Below are 22,218 nucleotides of genomic sequence, written 5' to 3'. Positions count from 1 at the left end.
TTCTGCGCCTTTTGTGAGCTCCCATGAACGAACTTCTTGATGATGATCTGCTGGCGCTGCTGCTGGCAGAGGCCGATGACGACGTCCACGCCCCGGCGACCACAACCCGACTGGAGCAAGCGCCGCTGTCGTTTGCCCAGCAGCGCTTGTGGCTGGAGCAGCAACGCGCGCCGCACAGTTCGGCGTACAACTTGCCGCGCGCCTTGCGCCTGAGCGGTGAGCTGCATGCCGATGCGCTGGAAGCGGCGCTGAATCGCGTGATCGACCGCCACGATATCCTGCGCAGCGCCTTCACTGAACTCGATGGCGTGCCGACGCAGATCGTCGAGCGTGAAGCGCGGCTGACCCTGCACCGCGAGGACCTGTCGGTCCTCGACGAGCAGGCTCGCGCCGCAGCACTGGCGCAGCGCATCCAGGATCAAGCGACGCTGGCCTTCGATCTGCGCCAGGCGCCGTTGATTCGGGCGACGTTGCTGACCACCGCGCCGGGGCAATACCTGTTGCTGCTGAACATGCACCACATCGTTTCGGACGCCTGGTCCAACGCGATCCTCATGGAGGACTTGTCGCGCGCCTACGCTCAGGCGCGGGTCGGTGACGATTCGCCGCTGCCGCCGCTGCACCTGCAGTACGCCGATCATGCGCACTGGCAGCGCGGCGAATACCTCGACAGCAGCGCTTGCGCGCGCAGCGGCGATTACTGGCGCGAGTACCTGGGCGGTGAATTGCCGGTGCTGGAATTGCCGCAGGACGCGACTCGCGCCGACGGTCAGCAGCACTTGGCCGCACGCGTGCAGTGGACGCTTGAACCGGCTCTCGCCGAGGCCTTCAACGCGTTCTGCCAGCGTCAGGGCTTGACGCCATTTGTGCTGGCGCTGGGCGCCTGGCAATTGCTGCTGGCGCGCTACAGCAACCAGAACGACTTCACCGTCGGCGTGCCCAACGCCAACCGCAATCGCGGCGAAACCCAGGAGCTGGTGGGGTTTTTCGTCAGCAGCCAGGTGTACCGCGTGCGCCTCGATCCGTGCCAGCGCACGGTGGATTTCCTGCAGGCACTGCGCGGCCAGTCGCTGGCGGCGATGGACCATGCCGATTACCCGCTGGAACTGCTGATCGACGAGCTACAACGGCCAACCAACCACAGCGCAAATCCACTGTTCCAGGTGTTGTTCAATTGGCGCACGGGCGCTGCGGACGCGCCGCCGATGGTTTGGGATGGGCTGACCCTGGACTTCCTTGATGCCGGAGAAAATCAGGCAAAATTCGACCTGTCGCTGGATGTCGAATACTCAGCGAAAGGCCTGACTGCCAGTCTGGAATTCAGTCGCGACCTCTATCAGGTCACCACCATCGAGCGCATCGCCGGGCATTGGCAGAACCTGCTGCAAGCGATGATTCAGACACCCGAACGCAGCGTCGGCGAGTTGCCGATGCTCAGCCCGGACGAACACCGCCAGACCCTCGCCGAGTGGAATCCCCAGCCAACCCGGCTGCCGCGCCAATGCTGTCTGCATCAGGCGATCGAGGCACAGGCCAGCCGTGCCGGTGAAGCCATTGCGTTGACGTTTGGCGAACAGCACATCAGTTACGCCGAACTCAATCGCCAAGCCAATCGCCTGGCTCATCAATTGATCGGCGCAGGGGTCGGGCCGGAAGTACTGGTGGGCATCGCGGCGGAACGCACGCCTCAGATGATCATCGGCCTGCTGGCGATCCTCAAGGCCGGCGGCGCTTACGTGCCACTCGACCCGGCGTATCCGGCCGAGCGACTGGCCTACATGATTGAGGACAGCGGTATCACCGTGGTCCTGACCCAGCCGCACCTGCGCGAACAACTGGCGCTGCCGCCCGAAGTGCGCTGCCTGATCCTCGAGCCGACGACCACTGGCGCCGAGCACAACCCCGACGTTGCGGTGCACCCGGACAACCTTGCCTACGTGATTTACACCTCCGGCTCCACCGGCAAACCGAAAGGCGCGCTGCTGCCGCACCACAACGTGATGCGTCTGTTCGACGCCACGGCTGACTGGTTTGATTTCAATCACCGCGACGTCTGGTGCCTGTTTCATTCCTATGCGTTCGATTTCTCGGTGTGGGAAATCTTCGGCGCACTGCTGCACGGTGGCCGACTGGTGATCGTGCCGCACGCGATCAGCCGTTCGCCGCAAGACATGTACGCGCTGCTCTGCGCAGAAAAAGTCAGCGTGCTGAACCAGACGCCTTCGGCGTTCAAGCAATTGATGCAGATTGCCTGCGCGCCGGACCAGAGCCTGACGCAACAGTTGCGTTACGTGATTTTTGGTGGCGAGGCGATCGACGTGCAAAGCCTGCGCCCGTGGTTCGAGCGCTTCGGCGATCACGCGCCGCAACTGGTCAATATGTACGGCATCACCGAAACCACCGTGCACGTGACGTACCGGCCGCTGTCGCTGGCCGACCTCGACTGCGCGGCGGCCAGCCCGTTGGGCGTGCCGATTGTCGACCTGTCGTGGTACGTGCTCGACCCGCAGTTGAACCCGGTGGCCAGAGGTTGTATCGGCGAGCTGTATGTCGGCGGCGCCGGCCTGGCGCGCGGCTACCTCAACCGCCGGAGCCTGAGCGCCAGCCGTTTCATTCCTGATCCGTTCGACGCGTTGCCCGGCGGGCTCTTGTATCGCACCGGCGACCTCGCCCGCTATGGCGCCGACGGCAGCATCGAATACGCCGGGCGCATCGATCATCAGGTAAAAATTCGCGGTTTCCGCATTGAGCTGGGGGAAATTCAGGCGCGCCTCCAAGGCTTGCCAGCGGTGCGCGATTGCGTGGTGCTGACCCACGAAGGGCCGAGCGGGCAGCAACTGGTCGGCTACGTGATTGCCAGCGAACTACCGACCGCCGAACTGCGCGAGCAATTGCTCGCCGCGCTGCGGTCACAGCTGCCGGACTACATGGTGCCGGCGCATCTGTCGTTCATCGAAGATTTCCCGCTGAATGCCAACGGCAAACTCGACCGCAGCAAATTGCCGGCGCCCGACGCCAGTCTGTGGCAGCAAGCTTACGTGGCACCGCAAACACCGCTGGAACAGGCGCTGGCGCAACTCTGGCAACAAGCGCTGGGGGTTGACCGGGTCGGCATCAGCGACAATTTCTTCGAACTCGGCGGGCACTCGATTCTGGCGATCCAGTTCATTTCCACGCTCAAAGCGCAATTGAACATCGACCTGCGCCTGCAAGAACTGCTGGCGCACCCGAGCATTGCGCAGTTGGCGCTGTTTCTTTCGCGCAAGCATCGCGATCAGAGCCAATGCGTGGTCGAGCTGAACAGCGCGCCGAGCGGATCGCCCACATTGTTCTGTTTGCACCCCAGCGGCGGCATCGTGTTTTGCTACCAGCCGTTGGCGAAAAAACTCAAGGCGCATGCGGCGGTGAACGGCGTGATGCATCGCGGGTTCAGCGAGCAACATAACGACACGCACACCTGGGACGAGATGATTGCCGATTACAGCAGCGAAATCATCAAGGCCCAACCGCAAGGCCCTTATCACCTGCTGGGCTGGTCACTGGGCGGCGCCATCGCGCTGGACATCGCCGCCACGCTCGAAGGCCTGGGCCATCAGGTGGCTTTTTTAGGCTTGGTCGACAGCACCGTTCCCGAGCACCTGTACCCCGCCGACCTGCCGCGCCAGCGCCAACTCAGCGAGGCGAGCCACAGCGAAGCCTCGGAAGAAATCCGCGACGCCATTCACTACTTCGACCTGCTGTTCCCGACGCTGACCGAACACACGGCGGCGTGGCTGCGAGATTCGCCGCAAGGCTCGGTGAAAGCGTTTTATGACTGGGCAACCGGGCTGGTCGAACCCGGCCAGGGCGACTTGTTGGCGACCGTGCAAAACATCAAAAACGAAGTCATGAACGCCCAGGCGTTCGCGGTGCACGATCGGCTGGTCGAAGCGTTCGCAGCGTTCACCTTCAAACCCGTGACCGTCCAGCCCAGCTGCTGGTGGGCCGCGCCGGAAAAAACCGCTCAAGAACTGGCCTTCAACGAAACCCTGATCAAACGCTACAGCCGCACCGGCGCACTCAACCACTCAATGCACTCACCGCTGTTGCACCGCAGCATGATCTTCGACGACACACTGATTGAATCAGTGATTGAAACATTCCTCGCAAGCGTGAGCACCCAGCGTTAACCCCCCTCCTCCTCAGTAGAAATGCAGCGACGCGATGAAGTGATCCAGACACATCGCGTCGCTGCGTATCGCGAGCAAGCTCGCTCCCACAATTGGATGTCTTTGTGTCAGCACGAAAGGGGCGGCTGGTGGGGAGCTATCGCGAGCAGGCTCGCTCCTACAGGGATTGCGCGGATCGGGGAGAGCCAGGTCGGCTATCAGGCCGCCTCGTGGCGTTGTTGCGGTGCCCGCCCCCTCGTGAGGCCGAGCGCAGGTTCTGCGCAGTGGGCAACCCGGCAAGGATGCCGGGTTAGCCGCCCCCGGCCAGGGATGGCCGATGGCGGCGGGCCCACGGAGCAGGACCGGAGCGAGGGCATGCCGAGCCACGGCGAGGCACCGAACGAAAGGGGCAAAAGCGCTTTGGTTACTTTCGCGCTTCTCGAAAGTGACTCGCTGTAAGAGCGAACCCCAATGCCGCCGTGACCGCAGAAATGGATATGTACACCTGACACAAATAAGTCGGCTGATAGAAAGCTATCGCGAGCAAGCTCGCTCCCACATTTGGGTTTGTGTACATCTGAGAGAACTATGTCGGCTGGTAGAAAGCTATCGCGAGCAGGCTCACTCCTACAGGGACTGCGCAGACTCGGGGGAGACAAATCAGAGCCAATAAAAAGCCCGACTCACACATCGCGAATCGGGCCCAGTCAAACAGTGAAAACGCAATCAGAACTCAGGCGTGTACTTCACACTGAACATCACATTACGTGGATCACCATAATTATTGTTGCCATTAATCTGATTGTAAGCAGGCGTGAAATAACCCTTGTCAAACAAGTTGTTCGCATTCATCGCCAACTCGATCTCCGGCGTCAACTGATAACCGACCCGCGCATTCCACACCGCATAACCCGGCACATTCACCGCATGATCGAAACCCACCGTGTGAGTCTGAGCCGTGAAGCCCAACCCCGTACTGACCTGCTTCCAGTCGCCAGTGAACTGATAATTGCCCCACACCCGCAGCATATGTTTCGGCGTCCACCAGCTAAAGATCTTGCCCTCGTTCTCCGGGTCTTCCAGATACTTCGTAGTGTTATAGGTATAACCGGCAAACAGTTGCAGATTGTCGATCACCTCACCGCTGATCTCGGCATCCAGACCCTGACTGCGGACCTTGCCCGAAGCATTCGAGCAATACCAACCGTCACAACTCTGCTCGCCGGCAGTGTCGATAACGGCACGGTTTTCCTGGTCATAACGGAACAGCGCCAAGGACGTATTGATGCGCCCATCCATCAACTCGCCTTTGATGCCCACTTCGTAGTTGCTGCCGATAATCGGCTTGACCACCGAGCCGCCCGTAGTGCGTTCGGTCTGCGGCACAAACACGTCGGTGTAGCTGGCGTAAACCGACCACTCGCGGCTCAGGTCATAAATGATCCCGGCGTATGGCGTGACTTCACCGGATTCGGTGGAAGTGCTTTCAGGCTCTTCGGTGATGGCGGTGGTGGTCTGGGTCCAGGATTTGTAGCTGTAGTCGTACCAGCTGACCCGCGAACCGAGAACCAGCGTCAAGTCGTCGACCGGTTTGACCCGCCAGCTGCCATACAGGCCTTTCTGGCGAATGTCGTATTCGCTCGGGAAGCCACGGCCACCCGGGCTATTGATCAAACCTTCGTAGCTGATGTCCGGACGATCGTGATTGATGTCGAAGATATTGTCGGAGCTGTTGTTGAAGGTACGCGCGTATTTGTCATCGGTAGTCACCTTCGAATAGTTGCCACCGAACATCACTTCCTGCTGCATCGACCAGGCGTCGAACTTGCCGGTGACGTTCATGTCCAGAGCAACTTTGGTGGAGTCCAGGTCTGTCAGGAAGTCCGCGTATTGCACCCCGGTGCCATCGGCGTTGATGCCGTTTTGCACGCGCTGGTTTTTCGCTTTGTTGGTTTCCGTCATGCGTACGGCGCCGACCTTGAAGGCCCAGTCGTCGTTGAAACGGTGTTCCAGATCGGTGTAAAGCGTGGTGACATCGATGTCCGAATGGTTCCACTTCGCGCCGGTGTACGTCTTGCGTGGCAGGTCGATCGGTTTGCCGTCGGCATAACGCGGGAAGCCGCGGACATTGGAGCGCGATTCGCCGTCGGACTGGCTGACCGCGAAGCCGACGGTGGTGGCGTCGCTCAGGTCGAAGTCCAGAGCGCCGTACAGCGAGGTGGTTTCGTACCATTCGGAATCAACGAACGAGTGGCTGTTGTCCTGGTCGGCGACAAAGCGGCCACGGATCGTGCCTTCCTGGTTCAGCGGTCCGCCGGCGTCCAGTTGCAGACCGTAGTGATCCCACGAACCGGCCTTGCCAGTCAGGCTCACTGTGGGTGCTGCCTGACCGCGTTTGCGCACCAGGTTGACCGCGCCGCCGGGGCTGCCGGTGCCTTGCAGCAGACCTGAGGCGCCACGTAGCACTTCCATGCGGTCGAAGAAAATCAGGTCCTGGGTGGCCCAGTTGCCCAGCGCGTAGGTGTTACGCGGGATCGGCACACCGTCGTACTGCCAGTCATCGATCTGGAAACCGCGCGACGACAGGATCAAGCCTCTGCCCACGCCCTGCGCGCCGACCAGACCGGTGGTTTTGTTGGCCGCGTCCTTGAGATCGACGATGCCCTGATCATCCAGTTGTTTGCGGGTGATCACCGTCACCGATTGCGGAATTTCCCGCAGGGTGTGAGTGCCCTTGCCGATGGTCACGGCGTTCGAGGTGTACGAGTTCGAACCTTCAGTGGTGGCGCTGGCCTGTTGCGCGCTGATGGTGGTGGCGCCCAGTTCCAGGCCCTGAGTCGAGGTGCCGCGCACCAGCATCAGCGTGTTGCCTTCAAAGCTGTAGTTGACGCCCGTGCCGCTGAGCAACCGGCTGATCGCCGCTTCGCTGCTCAACTTGCCGCTGACCTGCGTACTGCGCAGGCCGGCCATATCGTCGGCGTTGTAGATCACCTGTTGATTGGTCTGCGCGCCAAATGCCTGCAGCGCCTGCGGCAACGACTGGGCAGGAATATTGAGGCTGAATTCTTCGGCACAGACCTGTGCGCTGAGTGGCAGCAGGCACGTCAGGCCGAGGCTGGCCATGGAACGACGCGAGCGCAGGGATCGGGCAATGACCAACGCCTTGAACAGAGGTTTGAACTCGTGAATTGCTGACATCGTGCTCTCTATTATTAAAGTGGTTAAGACCAATGGGCGCCCGAGCACCCTGTCGCTGCCAGACCTGAAAACCGCTTGCCTCGGCGGCCCATGCAGGCGCGCGTGGCAAGTCGTGACCGGCCCCTCCCCGGGCTCGATCGCTTGTCCGGACAGCGAAAAATGTTTGATGCAGTCGGTGCAACTGAACCTTGTGGCTACCCTGCCCGGTTCGATTTGTCTGCTTACGTTAGTAAGACGCAGCACCGGGGAAAAACCGGAATGAGTTTATTTATCATTCACAATAATTTTCCCAAAAAAAGGCCGGCGCACTAAGCGCCGGCCTGTTTTCTGCGCCGCCTCAACCGTTCAAAGCAGCCTTGGCGTTGTGCAATTGCCGGGCTTTTTCCGTGAGCAGGGCTTTTTCTTCAGGGCTCATGTTGTCCAGACGCACCCGCGCCTGGGCGATTTTCTCCAGTTGGCCGGGGCTGCTTTCCTGCGCACGCAACGCCGCTGCCAGGCCCGCCACGGTCGGATGATCGAAGACCACGCCCGGCTGGATTTCGCACTGCAACAACTTGCGAATGCCCGCCACCAGTTTGATCACCAGCAACGAATGGCCACCGGCAGCGAAAAAGTCGCGGTCGATGCCCAGCCGCTCGACTCCGAGCAATTGCGCCATCCGCGTGGCCAGCAGTTGCTCCAGCGCATCGCGCGGCGCCAGGCCTTCGTCGTTCGCCGGAATGGCAGCCAATTGCTGCAACGCGCGGCGGTCGATCTTGCCGTTGGCCAAGCGCGGGAAGCTGTCGATGAACTGCAAATGCTGCGGCAGCATCACGCTCGGCAAGCGCAGCGCCAGTTCATCGCGGATAGCCTCAAGCGCCCCGGCTGCCGGTGTTTGCGCAGCGACGATAAACCCGAGCAGCCCCGCTTGCGCGCTCTCACCCGGCAGCACCAGCGCCTGCGCGACATGCGGCAGGCGCAGTAACTCGGCTTCGATCTCGGCCAGTTCAATGCGGAAACCGCGCACCTTGATCTGTTGGTCGCGGCGACCGTGCAGTTGAATCGCCAGGTCCGGGCGATAACGCGCCAAATCACCGGTTCGGTACAGCCGCTCCTGAGGATTGAACGGGCTCTGAATAAACACCTGCGCATCGGCCTCGGCATTCACGTAGCCACGGCACAACTGCGCGCCGCCCAGGTACAACTCGCCGAGCACACCGACCGGCGCCAGGTGCAGGTTGTTGTCGAGCACGAACACATTATTGTTGCCCAGCACCTGCGAAAGCATTCCGCAGTCCGCTGCATCGGCGTCCAAACGCAGCGGATGCACCAGCACACCAACCGTGGCTTCGGTCGGGCCGTAGTGGTTGAACACCCGGCAATCGCTGCGCAACCGGGCGATTTGTTGCACCAGCGCCGGAGCAATCGGCTCGCCGCCTAGAATCAGCGTGCGCGGCAGTTGCGCGCGTTCGCTGGCGAGCAGCGCGGCAAGGTGCGACGGCACGATTTTCAGGCAATCAATCGCCTGTTGCTGGACGAATTCAGCGAACAGATTGCCATCCTGCATCTGCTCGTCGCTGGCCACGTGCAGCGTCGCGCCGGTGAACAGAGCGCCGAACAGCGCGGTGTTGCCGAGGTCTGCGGCCACGGTGGAGGTGAATCCGAACTGCTTGCACAGAGGCAAACCCAACGCCTGACTGGCGTGAGCGGTGTAGTTGAGCAACTGTTGATGCTCAATCACCACGCCTTTCGGCACACCCGTGGAGCCGGAGGTGAACAGCACGTAGGCAGCATCGTTGGCCTGCGCGTCGAACGCGGTGACCGAGACTGCCGAGCCCGGCGCCGATGTTGATGTCGATGTCGATGTCGATGTCGATGTCGATTGCAGCACGCGTTGCACGGTCGCCACGGGCAGCGGCTGATCGTGCCACTGGCCGATCTGCCCGTCCGCGACCAACAGCAGCGCCGCGCCGGCCTGTTCCAGCATCATGGCTTGGCGCGCCACCGGCCACTGCGCATCCAGCGGCAGGTAAGCGGCACCGATGCGCCAAGCGGCGAGCATCGCCACCACCAAGTCTGTCGAGCGCGGCAAGGCCAGCGCAATCACCGCACCCGGCGTCAAGCCTTGGTCCTTCAGGGCCTGGGCCAGGGCTTCGACGTTGGTCTGCAACTGCGCATAACTGAGGCGTTGTTCGGCGTCGGTCACGGCGATCGCGTCCGGCGTCGTTTGCGCCCAATCGGCAATGCGCTGCGGCAAATAGCGGCCATCGATCAAGGCTTGCGCGGGCGGGTTGAGCCCTAGCAGACGTTGCTGCTCGGCGGCGCCCGACACCTGCACCTGAGCGATTTCGCTGTGAACATTGGCGACGATGCTTTCGAGCACGCTGTGCAATTGTGCGATCAACCCTTCAATCGCCTGCGCCGAATAGCGCGACGCCGCGTAGTGAATGCGCAACGCCTGTGGGCCGCCCGCCGAATCGGCTTGCAGTTCCAGCAGCAATTCGAACAGCGCCTCGCCCGATTCGGCACGCGACTGCGCCGACCACTGCAGCCCGGCAGCGGTTTGCGCCTGCGCGGCCCGGCTCTGGGTAAATCCATAAGCCGGGCGCGCCGCGCTCGGCGCCAGTTCCGGCGACCAGTATTCCTGCCAGGTGCGGTGCTCTTCCAGCCGCGCGGCCAACTCGGCCAGCCACGTGCTGAACGGCGCGCGGGCATTGAATGACAAATGCAGCGGCAGGGTTTTCTCGAACACGCCCACGGCAGCGCTGAAGTAGTCGTAATCGTCGCGACTGTCATGCCGCGCGCCGACCAGCATCTGCTCCTGCCCACCGAGTCGGCCCAACAGCAACCACCAGGCACCTTGCACCAGCACCTCCAGCGATTGCCCCAACGAACCGGCCAACTGCTGCAAACCCTCGCGCAACGCCGGCTCAAGGTTGATCGACTGCAACGCGGTGCTCGATGGCAGCGCCGCGCCTGAGTTGCGATAAGCCAGCCACGGTGTGCTCAGCTCGGCGTCCGCCCCTTGCAGATGCTCCTGCCAGTAAACCCGAGCGCCGGCGGCGTCTTCGTCGAGCACCACTTCGCTGCGCCATTCCAGATACTGGCTGAATTCCCCGGTTTCTTCGTCGTCCTGCGCCGTCTCTTGCGCATACGCCTGTAGCAATTGCTGATAAAGCAGGCGCACGCCACTGTCATCGAAGCTATGGCGGGCCAGGCCGATCACCAATTGCCAGCGCTCATCGGCCAAGCGATACAGCACAGCCTGCGCGACCTCGGACTCCCCGACGACATAACACCGAGCGGCCCATTCAGCCAACTGCGCCTGGATCTCCGCAGGCGTTACGACTTGCGCCTGCACCGTCAGCGGAAACCGCTCGGCAGCCCCGGCAAACTGCCGCAGACCGTGCAAACCCGGCGCTTTACCCAGCCGCGCGAGCAACATCGGCTGCTGCGCCAGCACGCTATCGAGGGCGGATTGCAGGCGCTGCGGATCAAGCGCTGCAACAATGTCGACCTGCAGAAACCGCAGCGCATCGGCGCAAACCGGCGCGGTCGGCAGCCGTTCGATCAATAGCTGCTGCTCGGGGGTCAAGGCGTAACCCAGATCCTGCTGGTCCATCGATACCTCGTTCATGCTCCGGTTTCCTCGGTGTTCATTGCGCGTTCAAGGGCGCTGCGGTCGAACATGTCGCCCATCGCCACGACAATCTTGCGCGGCCCTTCGAACGGATCACGGGCGTGCGCCACCAGCATGTTGTCGAGCAGGATGGCGTCACCCTTTTGCCAGTCGAAACGCACCGCGCACTCTTCGTACAGATCGCCGATGCGTTGCATCACTTCATCTTCAATCGGCGTGCCGTCGCCGTAGAACACATGACGCGGCATGCGCTCGAGGCCGAACATCGACAACAGGTCTTCGCGCACATCCGGCTCCAGCCAATAAATGTGATGCAGTTGCACCTGATTGAAGAACGACTTGGCGCCGGTCACCGGGTGGCGAATGATCGCCGGGCCCGGCGTGCGGGTTTGCAGTTCGTTGTTGTCGAGCCAACGCCATTCGATGCCACCGGCGCGGCACCGCGCTTCGACTTCGGCGCGGTCCTCGGTCTTGAAGAAGTGCTGCCAGGACACGTCGAGGTTGTCGGTGAAGGTGCGCACGTAGAGCAGGCCTTTTTCCTCGAACTTGTCGCGCAGGTCCGCCGGCAGTTTTTCGTACATCAAGCGGCAATCCACCACCGGCGTCGCGCCGCCGACCGGTGCAGCCTGCTCGCAATAAAACATCTGTTTGCGCGGCCAGCGGTCCTGATGCGAGCTCTCGTTGTGGAACAGGATCATCTTGCGCTCCGGGTACGGCGTGGAGCGGTAGGTGTTCTTGCCGCCCTCCTTCTTCGGCAGATCGCCGTACTGGCCGTACAACCCCGGCTGGATCGCTTCGGCAAACGCCTCGAAACCTTGAATGCCATCGAGGTCAAAACCGCGGAACAGGATCCCGGCATGGGTCGCCAGTTTGGCTTCGATCAGCGCCCGGTTATGGTTGATCCACTCGATCAAATCCAGCTGCGGCTCGTTCGGTTCCAGCAGCAACGGGAACGGTTGCGGCGCGGCCATCAGCGATTCGCGCACCGGCGCTGGCCGGGCCTTGGCTGTCGGGGCGGCACCGCGTTTCAAAAACTTGCCGAGCTTGTCGGCCTTCGGTGCTGGGGCCTGAGGTGCGGGCGCGGCTGGCTTGGCGGCCACCGCTAAATTGTCGACTGGCATGCTGATAGCTCCCAATTGAATGTCCTGATCAGCGACGATCTGTTCCAACAGGGCTATCCAGGCCTGCACCAGGTGCTGAATGCGCTCGTGTCCGAACAAGGTTGTGGCGAATTGCCAATTACCCAGCAATTGCCCTTCTTCATCGTCAACGAACAACGCCATGTCGAATTTAGAATGGGTCTCCAGCGCCGGCAGCGCTTCGACGCTCAAACCGCCCATGGCGTGAGTGCTTCCCGGCAGGTTGTTCATCACGAACAACACCTGCACCAGCGGGTTCATGCCTTTGTGGCGCGGAACGCCCGACGCCTCGACGATCATGTCGAATGGCAGGTCCTGATGCTCAAGCGCGCTGAGCAGGGTTTCCTGGGTCTGGCCGAGGAACCTGGCGAACGGCATTTCAGCATCGAACCGCGAACGCAGCGGCAGTACGTTGACGAAGAAGCCGATCAGGCGCTCCAGTTCCGCTTGCTCACGCCCGGCGACGTCAGCGCCGACCAGCACATCGGCGCCGCCACTGACTTGGTGCAACAACACCTGGAACGACGCCAGCAGCGTGCTGTACAAGGTCACGCCGCGCTGCATCGACAACTGGCGCAACGCGGTGCTCAGGCCCGGGCTCAGGCGGAATTGCACGGCATCGCCCTCATAAGAAGGCGTCGGCCCGCGCGGGTTGTCCGTTGGCAGCGACAACTGACCGTTGTAACCGGCCAGCCGGGTCTTCCAGTAATCCGCCTGACGCGCCAGCACACCTTCCTGTTCGAGGGCCTGCTGCCACAACGCAAAGTCGGAATACTGCACGTCGAGCGGCGGCAACGGCGTCGAATCAGCGACTTTGCTGCGGTCGTAAATCTGCACCAGTTCGTTGACCAGCAAGCCCATCGACCAACCATCGGAAATGATGTGGTGCATCGCATAAAGCATCACGTGCTCGGTCGGCCCCAGGTGCAGGATCCGCCCGCGCAACAGCGGCGCGTGCTCCATATCAATCGGCGTGCGGGCGTTTTCCAGCGCCGCTTGCGCGACCAATTCTTCCTGCGCGCTGCGTGACAGAGCGGACAAGTCGATCACCGGGAAATCCAGTTCGACATGTTCGGCAATCAGCGCAATCGGATCACCTTCATCGTCCTGGGTGTACGCGGTGCGCAACACTTCGTGACGACGCACGACTTCAGCGAAGCTGCTGATCAGTCGCTCGACCGACAGCTCACCACGTAAGCGCAACGCCATCGGCATGCCATACGCCGACGTGCCGCCGGACAGTTGCTCGGCGATCCACAAGCGGCGCTGCACCAGCGACAGCGGCGCGCTGGTTTTACTGCCATGCGCCTTGAGCAGCGGCGCTTTGAGCAGCGGCGCATCGCTGTCAGGCGAGCCTTGCTCCAATAACCGTTGCTCATGCATGTACGCCGCGAGATCTTGCAGGCGCGGGTGGCCGAACAGGTCACGCAGGTTCAGCGGGCAATCGCTGAGTTTGCGCAGACGCGAAACTGCCTGGGTCGCCAGCAACGAATGTCCGCCGAGCTCAAAGAAGTGGTCGTTGCGCCCGACCTGCTGCAGTTCCAGGACCTCTTGCCAGACCGTGGCGATCTGCTGTTCCAGCGCGCCAACCGGAGCGACAAAGTCGCCGGACGCCGCCGTCGCATCGACCCGCGGCAACGCCTTGCGGTCGATCTTGCCGTTGGGGCTCAGCGGCAGGGTTTCCAGCAGCAGCACATGCGCCGGCACCATGTAATCCGGCAGGCTGGCGCGCAAACGGGCCTTGAGATCTTCACGCAGCAGCGCCTGCGCCGCCGCATCACCACGGGCCAATGCCGGGTCATCGAACGCCACGTAGGCGATCAGTTGCTGACCGATGGCCGCCGGTTGCGCCACCACCAACGCCTGGCGCACCGACGGCGCCTGTAGCAGATGAGTTTCGATTTCACCGAGTTCGATGCGGAAACCGCGAATCTTCACTTGGTGGTCAAGCCGTCCGGCGTAGTCGATCAAGCCGTCGGGGCGATACCGCGCCAGGTCACCGGTGCGGTACAGACGACCACCGCCGAGCGGGTCGAACGGATCGGGAATGAAGCGTTCGGCGGTCAGGTCTGCACGATTGAAATAGCCGCGCGCCAGCAAATCACCGCCAATCACCAGTTCACCGACTACACCGACCGGCGCTGGTTGGCCATGCATGTCCAGCACGTGCAAACCGCGCCCCTGCAACGCATAGCCGATCGGCATGGTCGCCGGCAACGGCCGCTGGCCGAGTGCGTAGTCAGTGCAATCGAGTTCCGTGGCGCTCACCGCCGCTTCGGTCGGGCCGTAGGTATTGAGCAGGCGCACGTGCCCGAGGCCAGCCTTGGCCCAGGTCGCGACGCCTTCCGGCGGCATCGCTTCACCGCCGACGCTGACCAGCCGCAACCGGCCGTAGTCGCGCGGCGCGCTGGCGGCGAAGTCCTTGACCAGCATGTTCCAGTAAGCCGTGGTCAGGTCGCTGATGGTGATCTGTTTGTCGAGCACTTCGCGATGCCAGGTTTCGCTGTCCCAGATTTCCGGACCGCGCAGCACCACCGAGGCGCCGCAGATCAGCGGCGGGTAAAGCTGTTCGACGAAGGCATCGAAGTTGAACGTGGCGAACTGCAATCCGCGATCCGCAGCGCTCAATTCATGGAAACCCACAGTCACCTGGGTATGCCGGGACAGCGCCGAGTGATTGATCGCCACGCCTTTCGGGCGGCCGGTTGAGCCGGAAGTGAACATCACGTAGGCGAGGTTCTGCGCACTGCAACGCACCGGCAGATTGTCGTCCTGCTGCGGCAACGTCAGTTGATCGAGGCTGAGCAGCGTGACGTTTTGCGTGGTCGGCAGCGCGGCTTGCAGATGGCTTAGGGTCAGCAACACACGCAGCCCGCTGTCCTCGATCATTGCCCCGAGGCGCTCGGCCGGGTATTCCGGGTCCAGCGGCACGTACGCGCCACCGGCCTTGAGTACCGCCAACAGGCTGACGATCATTTGCGGCGAACGCTCGACGGCGATTCCGACCAGCACATCCGGGCCGACGCCGTGCTGCACCAGCAGCCGCGCCAATTGATTGGCCTGGCCGTTGAGTTCGGCGTAGCTCAAACGCTGCTCGTTGTAGATCAGCGCCAGCGCATCCGGGGTCTTTTGCACCTGTTGTTCGAACAACTGCTGCACGCAATGCTCGTCATCCGGTTGCGCCAGCACGTTGCGCAGCGCCACCGGCACCAGGGTCAACTCACCGAGACAACGCTCGGCGCCGGCCTCGACCATTTGCAGCAACAGCTGGTCGAGGCACGTCGCCAGTTGCGCAATCACCGCGCCATCGAACTGCTGACGGTTGTAACTGAACTGCAGCGACAGTTGCTCGCCGAGCATCACCGACAGCGTCAGTGGGTAGTTGGTCTGTTCGACATTCGTCACTTCGCCGAAGCGCAGGTCATGCGCTGCGCCCTGCTGCAAGGCTTCGGCAATCGGGTAGTTTTCGAACACCAGAATATTGTCGAACAGCGCTTCCCCGCCCTGCCCGGCCCAGCGCTGAATGTCGAACAGCGGCGTATGTTCCTGCTCGCGCAGCAACAGGTTCTGCGCCTGCACTTGCTGCAACCACTGGTGCAACGGCTGCTCGGCACGCGGGCTGGCGATCACCGGCAAGGTGTTGATGAACAGACCGATCTGCTGCTCGACGCCATTCAGTTGCGCCGGACGCCCGGACACCGTGGCACCAAAACTCACCGTGTCCTGCCCGGTGCAGCGCTGCAACAACAGCAGCCAGGCGGCTTGCACCAAGGTATTGGCGGTGACTTTTTGCGCTCTTGAAAACTGATTGAGACGGGCGGTGCGCGCGGCGTCGAGGTTGAGGAAATGCTCGCCTTGGCCGAGCTGATCCTTGGCGCTGCACAGCAGGGACTTGGCGAGGAACGTCGGCTCGTCGAAATGGGCCAGTTGGCCCTTCCAGAACGCTTCGCTGACCTGCGCATCCTGGCGCGACAGCCACTCGATGTAGTCGCGATAGCGCCCGCCGCCAAGTGTCGGCGCGTTGCCGTTGTAGCGTTGCAGCACATCGCCGAGCAACTGCGAATTGCTCCAGCCGTCCATCAGGATGTGATGGCTGGTGTAGATCAGGTGATAGCGCTCGGCGCTGACCTGCACCAGCACCAGACGCAGTAACGGCGCGGCCTGCAGATCAAAACCCTGCTCGCGCTGGGCGTTCGCCAACGCGCTCAGCGCTTGTGGCAGATCGCTGCGCGAGCGCCAGTCGAGCACGCTGAACGGCACGCGCAAGGTTTTGTGGATCACTTGCAGCGGACGCTGCAATTCACCGTCCCAGCGGAAACTGCTGCGCAGCACATCATGCGCGTCCATCGCCGCTTGCCAGGCTTGCTGGAAGCGCTCGACCTGCAGCCCATCGACGTCCACGCACAGTTGATTGATGTAGTCGCCACCCTGTTGTTCGTAGAGGGTGTGGAACAACATGCCCTGCTGCATCGGTGACAGCGGATAAAGGTCTTCGACCTGGCTCGGATTCAACCCCAGACCGTCGAGTTGCACTTGGCTCAGGCCGGCCAACGGGAAGTCGGACGGGGTCAGGCCCTGATGCGCAGATTGGCAGCAGTGCTCGATCAAACGCTCGAGTTCGCGGGCGTAGGCCTGGGCCAGGCGCTCGATGGTCGCCTCGTCGAACATCTGCCCGCTGAACGTCCAGCCGATGTTCAATTCCCCGGCAAACACCCGGCCGTTCAGGGTCAACCAGTTATCCAGCGGGGCCAGCGGGCTCTGCTGAGTGCCGGAGGCTTCGCTGGCCGGGGTGAACAACGCGGCGGATTCTTCGCCGAACGCGGCGTCAAACTGGCCGAGGTAGTTGAAGGTGATGCGCGGCACCGGCAGCTCTTTCAGAGCCTGGCGGCTGGCGTCGTTGCCGAGGTAGCGCAACGCGCCGAAACCGAGGCCTTTGTCGGGGATCGCGCGCAGTTGCTCCTTGATCGCTTTGATTGATGCACCTGGCTCGGTTGCAGCCGTCAGGCGCACCGGGAACAGGCTGGTGAACCAGCCGACACTGCGGCTCAGATCGATCTCGTCGAACAACGCCTCGCGGCCATGGCCCTCGAGCTGAATCAGCGTCGAGCTATCGCCGGTCCAGTCGCCGATCACCCGCGCCAGCGCGGTCAACAACAGGTCATTGATCTGCGTGCGATAGGCCGCCGGCGCTTCTTGCAGCAGCTTGCGCGTCTGTTCCTTGTCGAGTCGGGTGTGCACCTGTTGCGCATGCCGATTGTGCAGTTCGCCGTGCGGGCGGTCGCACGGCAGATCTTGTCGCGCGCCCTGCAATTGCGTGGTCCAGAAGGCTAACTGAGCCTGCATCGGCGCACTCTCGGCGTGTGCCTGCAAGCGTCGCGCCCACGCCTGGGTGGCGCTGGTCTTGGCCGGCAGTTTCAGCGCTTGGCCGGCGTGCAATTGCGCGTAAGCCTGTTGCAGGTCTTCGAGCAGAATGCGCCACGAAACGCCGTCCACCACCAAGTGATGGATCACCAGCAACAAGCGCTGGCGGCCATCGGCGAGGTTCGCCAGCACCGCGCGCATCAGCGGGCCTTGGGACAGGTCGAGGCTGCGCTGCGCTTGCTCGGCGAGCGCTTGCAGTGCGGCGTCATCCGCCACGTCGGCCTGCCACAACAACGATGGCTGACGCTGTTGTTCGGCCAGCGAACGATGGTTGGCGACCCAGACATCGCCCTGCCGCGTGAACGTCAGGCGCAACGCGTCATGATGCGTGACCAGCGCCAGCAAGGCCTGCTCCAGATGCCCGGCGTGCAATGGCTCGGCGGCTTTGAGCAGCACCGACTGGTTCCAGTGATGCGCCTCGGCGAGGTCGCGTTCGAAGAACAATTGCTGGAATGGCAACAGCGGCGTGTCACCGGTCACCGGGCCTTGATCGATGCTCAACGCATCTTCGCCGAGCGTCGCCACCGCAGCGAGGCTTTGCACGGTCTGGTGCAGGAACAGGTCTTTGGGGCTGAAATGAATCCCGGCCTGACGCGCGCGGCTGACCACTTGAATCGAGATGATCGAATCACCGCCCAACTCGAAAAAGTTGTCGCTGACCCCCACCGGCGTGCGCCCGAGCACGCTTTGCCAGATCTCCACCAAGGCCTGCTCGGTGGCGTTGCTTGGGGCGCTGTAAGCGTGGCTGCTGACGCTGGTATCAGCCTTCGGCAAGGCCTTGCGCTCGAGTTTGCCGTTGGGGCTGACTGGCATTTTTTCCAGCCACAACCAGTGCTGCGGCACCATGTATTCCGGCAGGCTCTGGCTCAGGTGCGCTTTCAATTGCTGCTGCACGGCGTGACGAGTTGCCTCGTCGGCGCTCAGCAGGGCCGCGCGTTGCGGCACCACGTAAGCCACCAGCAGCGTGCCGTCCTGGGCGATGACCACGGTTTCGCGGACTTCGTCGTGCTCGGCCAGCCTTGCTTCAATCTCGCCCAGCTCAATGCGCAAACCACGAATTTTCACCTGATGGTCGATGCGCCCGGCGTATTCGATGACGCCGTCGGCGCGATAGCGGGCCAGGTCGCCGGTGCGGTACAGGCGCTGGCCGCTGCCGAACGGACTGGTGACAAAACGCTCGGCGGTCAACGACGCGCGACGATGGTAACCACGGGCCAGGCCTTCGCCGCCGAGGTACAGCTCACCGGTCACCCCGACCGGCAGCGGCGCCAGCTCGGCGTCGAGAATGTAGGTGCCGACGTTGGCAATCGGCTGGCCGATCGGCACCACGTCATGCCCTTCATCCACGCACGTCCAGTGGGTCACGTCGATGGCTGCTTCGGTCGGCCCGTACAGGTTGTACAGCCCGGCGTTCGGCAACTTGGCGAACACCTGTTGCTGGGCATCGACTTGCAGCGCTTCGCCACTGCAAACGATGCGGGTCAGGCTGGTGCACGCGGTGACGGCCGGGTCCTGGACGAACACCTGCAACATCGACGGCACGAAATGCAGCGTGGTGATCTGTTGCGCGCTGATCAGTTCGATCAGTTGCGCCGGATCGCGATGCGCACCTGGCGCCGCGACCACCAAGGTCGCGCCGGTCAGCAGCGGCCAGAAAAATTCCCAGACCGACACGTCGAAACTGAACGGGGTCTTTTGCAGAACCTTGTCCGCGCCATCGAGCTGATACGCCTGCTGCATCCAGCACAGCCGGTTGACCAGCGCCGAATGGCGGTTGGCCGCGCCTTTCGGTTTGCCGGTGGAACCGGAGGTGTAGATCACGTAGGCGAGGTTTTCGCCGTGCAATGACGGCTGTGGGTTAGCGTCACTGCGCGCGGCCAGCCAGTCGTCGTGCTGATCCAGCACCAGGCTGCGAATGCCCGGCGGAATCGGCAACTGCCCGAGCAGACGGTTTTGCGTCAACAGCAGCTCGATGCCGCTGTCTTCAAACATGTAGGCGAGGCGCTCCGACGGGTATTCCGGGTCCAGCGGCACGTAGGCACCACCGGCCTTGAGAATCGCCAGCAGGCCAATGACCATTTCCACCGAGCGCTCGACCGCGATGCCGACCAAAACGTCGGGGCCGACGCCCTGCTCGATCAACAGATGCGCCAACTGGTTGGCCCGCGCGTTGAGTTCGGCGTAGCTCAAGCGCTGCTCGGCGAACACCAGCGCGCAAGCATCCGGGGTTTTCCCGACCTGCTCCTCGATCAGCTTATGGACCGGGCGCTGCAACGGGTAGTCGGCCGCCGTGGCGTTCCAGTCGTGGATGATGTGTTGGCGTTCGTGCTGATCCAGCAGCGCCAGTTGCGCCACCGGGCGATTGACGTCTGCCACCAGCGCGCGCAGCAGGTTCACCCAGTGCCGGCCCATGCGCTCGATGCTCGCCGGGGCGAACAAATCCGTGGCGAAGGTCAACGCGGCGTGCAGGCCCTGCGGGTTGTCGCTGGTGTCGAGGCTCAAGTCGAACTGCGCGTTGCGGTGTTCCCAGCTGAGGTGTTCCAGTTCGAGGCCGGGCAATGCCGCCGCCAGCGTCGATTCGGCTTCACTGCGGTGGTTGAACATGGCTTGGAACAACGGGCTGTGGCTGAGGTTGCGCTGCACTTGCAAGGCGTCGACCAATTGCTCGAACGGCAGGTCCTGATTCATCTGCGCCGCCATCGCCGTTTGCTTGACCCGTTGCAGCAATTGCGCCGCGCTCAGCGTTTCGTCGAATTCGGCACGCAACACTTGGGTGTTGACGAAGAAGCCGATCAGACGCTCGGTTTCCAGGCGATTGCGGTTGGCAATCGGCACGCCGACGCGGATGTCGGCCTGGCCGCTGTAGCGATGCAGGAGCATCTGGAACGAGCCCAGCAGCAGCATGAACAGCGTGACGTTTTCGCGCCGGGCCAAGGCTTTCAGTTCGGCGCTCAGCGCGGCGTCAATCGCCACTGGCAGGCGCGCACCACGGAAGCTCTGCTGCGCCGGACGCGGATGATCGGTGGGCAACTCCAGCAGCGGTTGTTCGCTGCCAAGTTGCGCGGTCCAGTAACTCAATTGACGGTCGCGCTCGCCGGCCGCCATCCATTCACGCTGCCACACGGCATAGTCGGCGTACTGCACCGGCAATGCCGGCAGATTAGCCGCTTGCTGCTGACTGATCGCCGAATACAGCGCGAGCAAATCTTCGACCATCACTTGCAACGACCACGCGTCAGACACGATGTGATGCATCGTCAGCACCAACACATGATCCTGCGCCGCTCTTTGCTCGCCAACTTGCTCGCCGACTTGCCCGCCGACGTTAAGCAGCACACAACGCACTAAAGCGCCGTCGAGCAGATCGAACGGACGTTGGGTTTCGTTCTCGACAAAGGCTTTGATCCGCGCTTCGTCGGCGCCCACCAGGCGTTGCTCGGTGAAGCTGATACGCCCTTGCGCCTGGATCACTTGCGAGGTTTTGCCGTCGTTCTCGATGAACGTCGTACGCAGGCTTTCGTGGCGCTCGACCAATGCGTCGAAACTGCGCTGCAGCGCGGTTTTGTCGAGTGCGCCGCGCAGGCGCAGGGCGGTCGGAATGTTATAGGCGGCGCTGTGCGGGTCGAGTTTCCACAGGAACCATTGGCGCTCCTGGGCAAACGACAGTGCCAGCGGTTGCTCGCGCGAAACCCGGTTGATGACCGGTGGCTGCTGGCTCTGCCCGACGTCCAGCGCGCGGACGAAATCCTCCAGCACGCTGTGTTCGAACAGGCTGCGCAGCGGCACCTGAATATCCAGCAAGCGACGCACGCGCGACACCACTTGGGTGACCAGCAGCGAATGGCCGCCGAGTTCGAAGAAGTTGTCGGTCAAACCGACGCGCTCAAGCTTGAGCACGTCTTGCCAGATGGCCGCGACTTGCTGCTCGCGCGCACTGTGCGGAGCCACATAACGCGTCTGCAATTGGCTGACATCGACGGCCGGCAAGGCCTTGCGATTGAGCTTGCCGTTCGGTGTCAGCGGCAGGCGCTGGAGAAACAGCCAGTGCGCCGGCACCATGAATTCCGGCAGGCACGCGCTCAGCGCGGCTCGCAGTTCATCGCGCAGGCGCTGTTGCGCGTCTGCGTCAGCGAGGTCCAGTGGCGGGGCGACCACGTAGGCCACCAGTTGCTGGCTGCCCAAGGCTTCCTGCGCCAGCACCGCCACTTCGCGAACGCTGGAGTGTTCGAGCAGACGCGCTTCGATTTCGCCGAGTTCGATCCGGAAGCCGCGAATCTTTACTTGATGGTCGATGCGGCCCATGTATTCGAGCACGCCGTCGTGGCGATGGCGCGCGAGGTCGCCGGTGCGGTACAGGCGCGTGCCGTTGCCGAACGGGTCCGGTAGAAAACGCTCGGCGGTCATCGCCGCACGCGCGTGATAACCACGGGCGAGGCCGTCACCGCCGATCAGCAGTTCGCCGATGCAACCGGCCGGGTTCGGCGCCAGTTCATCGCCAAGGATGTACAGCGTGGTGTTGGCAATCGGCTTGCCGAGGTACGGCTGGCGCTGTTGCTCGGTCAATTGCCAGGCCGCTGACCAAATGGTGGTTTCGGTTGGGCCATAGAGGTTCCACACCTGCCCCGCGAGGCCAAGCATGCGCTGCGCCAGATCATCGGCCAGCGCTTCACCGCCGCAGAAAAATTTGCAACCG

General features: G+C 62.7%; 4 protein-coding genes (1 of these 4 running past the window's edge). 1 reads left to right on the top strand and 3 read right to left on the bottom strand.

The window, feature by feature from the left end; translation table 11 throughout:
* Window positions 1-23: 23 nt before the first annotated feature.
* Window positions 24-4,169: a non-ribosomal peptide synthetase gene (locus FBY12_RS00100; protein ID WP_145249905.1), complete on the top strand. Its 4,146-nt coding sequence runs from the start codon at window positions 24-26 to the stop codon at window positions 4,167-4,169.
* A 705-nt stretch (window positions 4,170-4,874) separates the two neighbouring features.
* Here FBY12_RS00100 and FBY12_RS00095 read toward each other — a convergent pair.
* The 3 genes from FBY12_RS00095 to FBY12_RS00085 all read right to left on the bottom strand — a co-directional run.
* Complete coding sequence (locus tag FBY12_RS00095; RefSeq protein ID WP_121732235.1) at window positions 4,875-7,346, bottom strand: TonB-dependent siderophore receptor; 2,472 nt, start codon at window positions 7,344-7,346, stop codon at window positions 4,875-4,877.
* A gap of 337 nt (window positions 7,347-7,683) precedes the next feature.
* Window positions 7,684-10,962: an amino acid adenylation domain-containing protein gene (locus FBY12_RS00090; protein ID WP_145249902.1), complete on the bottom strand. Its 3,279-nt coding sequence runs from the start codon at window positions 10,960-10,962 to the stop codon at window positions 7,684-7,686.
* Window positions 10,959-22,218: the 3' portion of a non-ribosomal peptide synthase/polyketide synthase gene (locus tag FBY12_RS00085; RefSeq protein WP_145249899.1), read on the bottom strand. The gene runs 2,315 nt beyond the window's last position; only the last 11,260 of its 13,575 coding nucleotides appear in the window; its start codon lies off the right edge, out of view; the stop codon is at window positions 10,959-10,961. The genes FBY12_RS00090 and FBY12_RS00085 overlap by 4 nt, the downstream gene beginning before the upstream one ends.

Source organism: Pseudomonas sp. SJZ131, assembly GCF_007828705.1.
Lineage (GTDB): Bacteria > Pseudomonadota > Gammaproteobacteria > Pseudomonadales > Pseudomonadaceae > Aquipseudomonas > Aquipseudomonas prosekii.
The sequence above is the reverse complement of the archived record's forward strand: the minus strand, read 5'-3'. Positions and strand labels throughout refer to the sequence as shown.

Excerpts from the sequence above, each read along its gene's own strand:
- FBY12_RS00100 (WP_145249905.1), top strand. The coding sequence starts at position 24 with ATGAACGAACTTCTTGATGATGATCTGCTGGCGCTGCTGCTGGCAGAG.
- FBY12_RS00095 (WP_121732235.1), bottom strand. The coding sequence starts at position 7,346 with ATGTCAGCAATTCACGAGTTCAAACCTCTGTTCAAGGCGTTGGTCATT.
- FBY12_RS00090 (WP_145249902.1), bottom strand. The coding sequence starts at position 10,962 with ATGAACGAGGTATCGATGGACCAGCAGGATCTGGGTTACGCCTTGACC.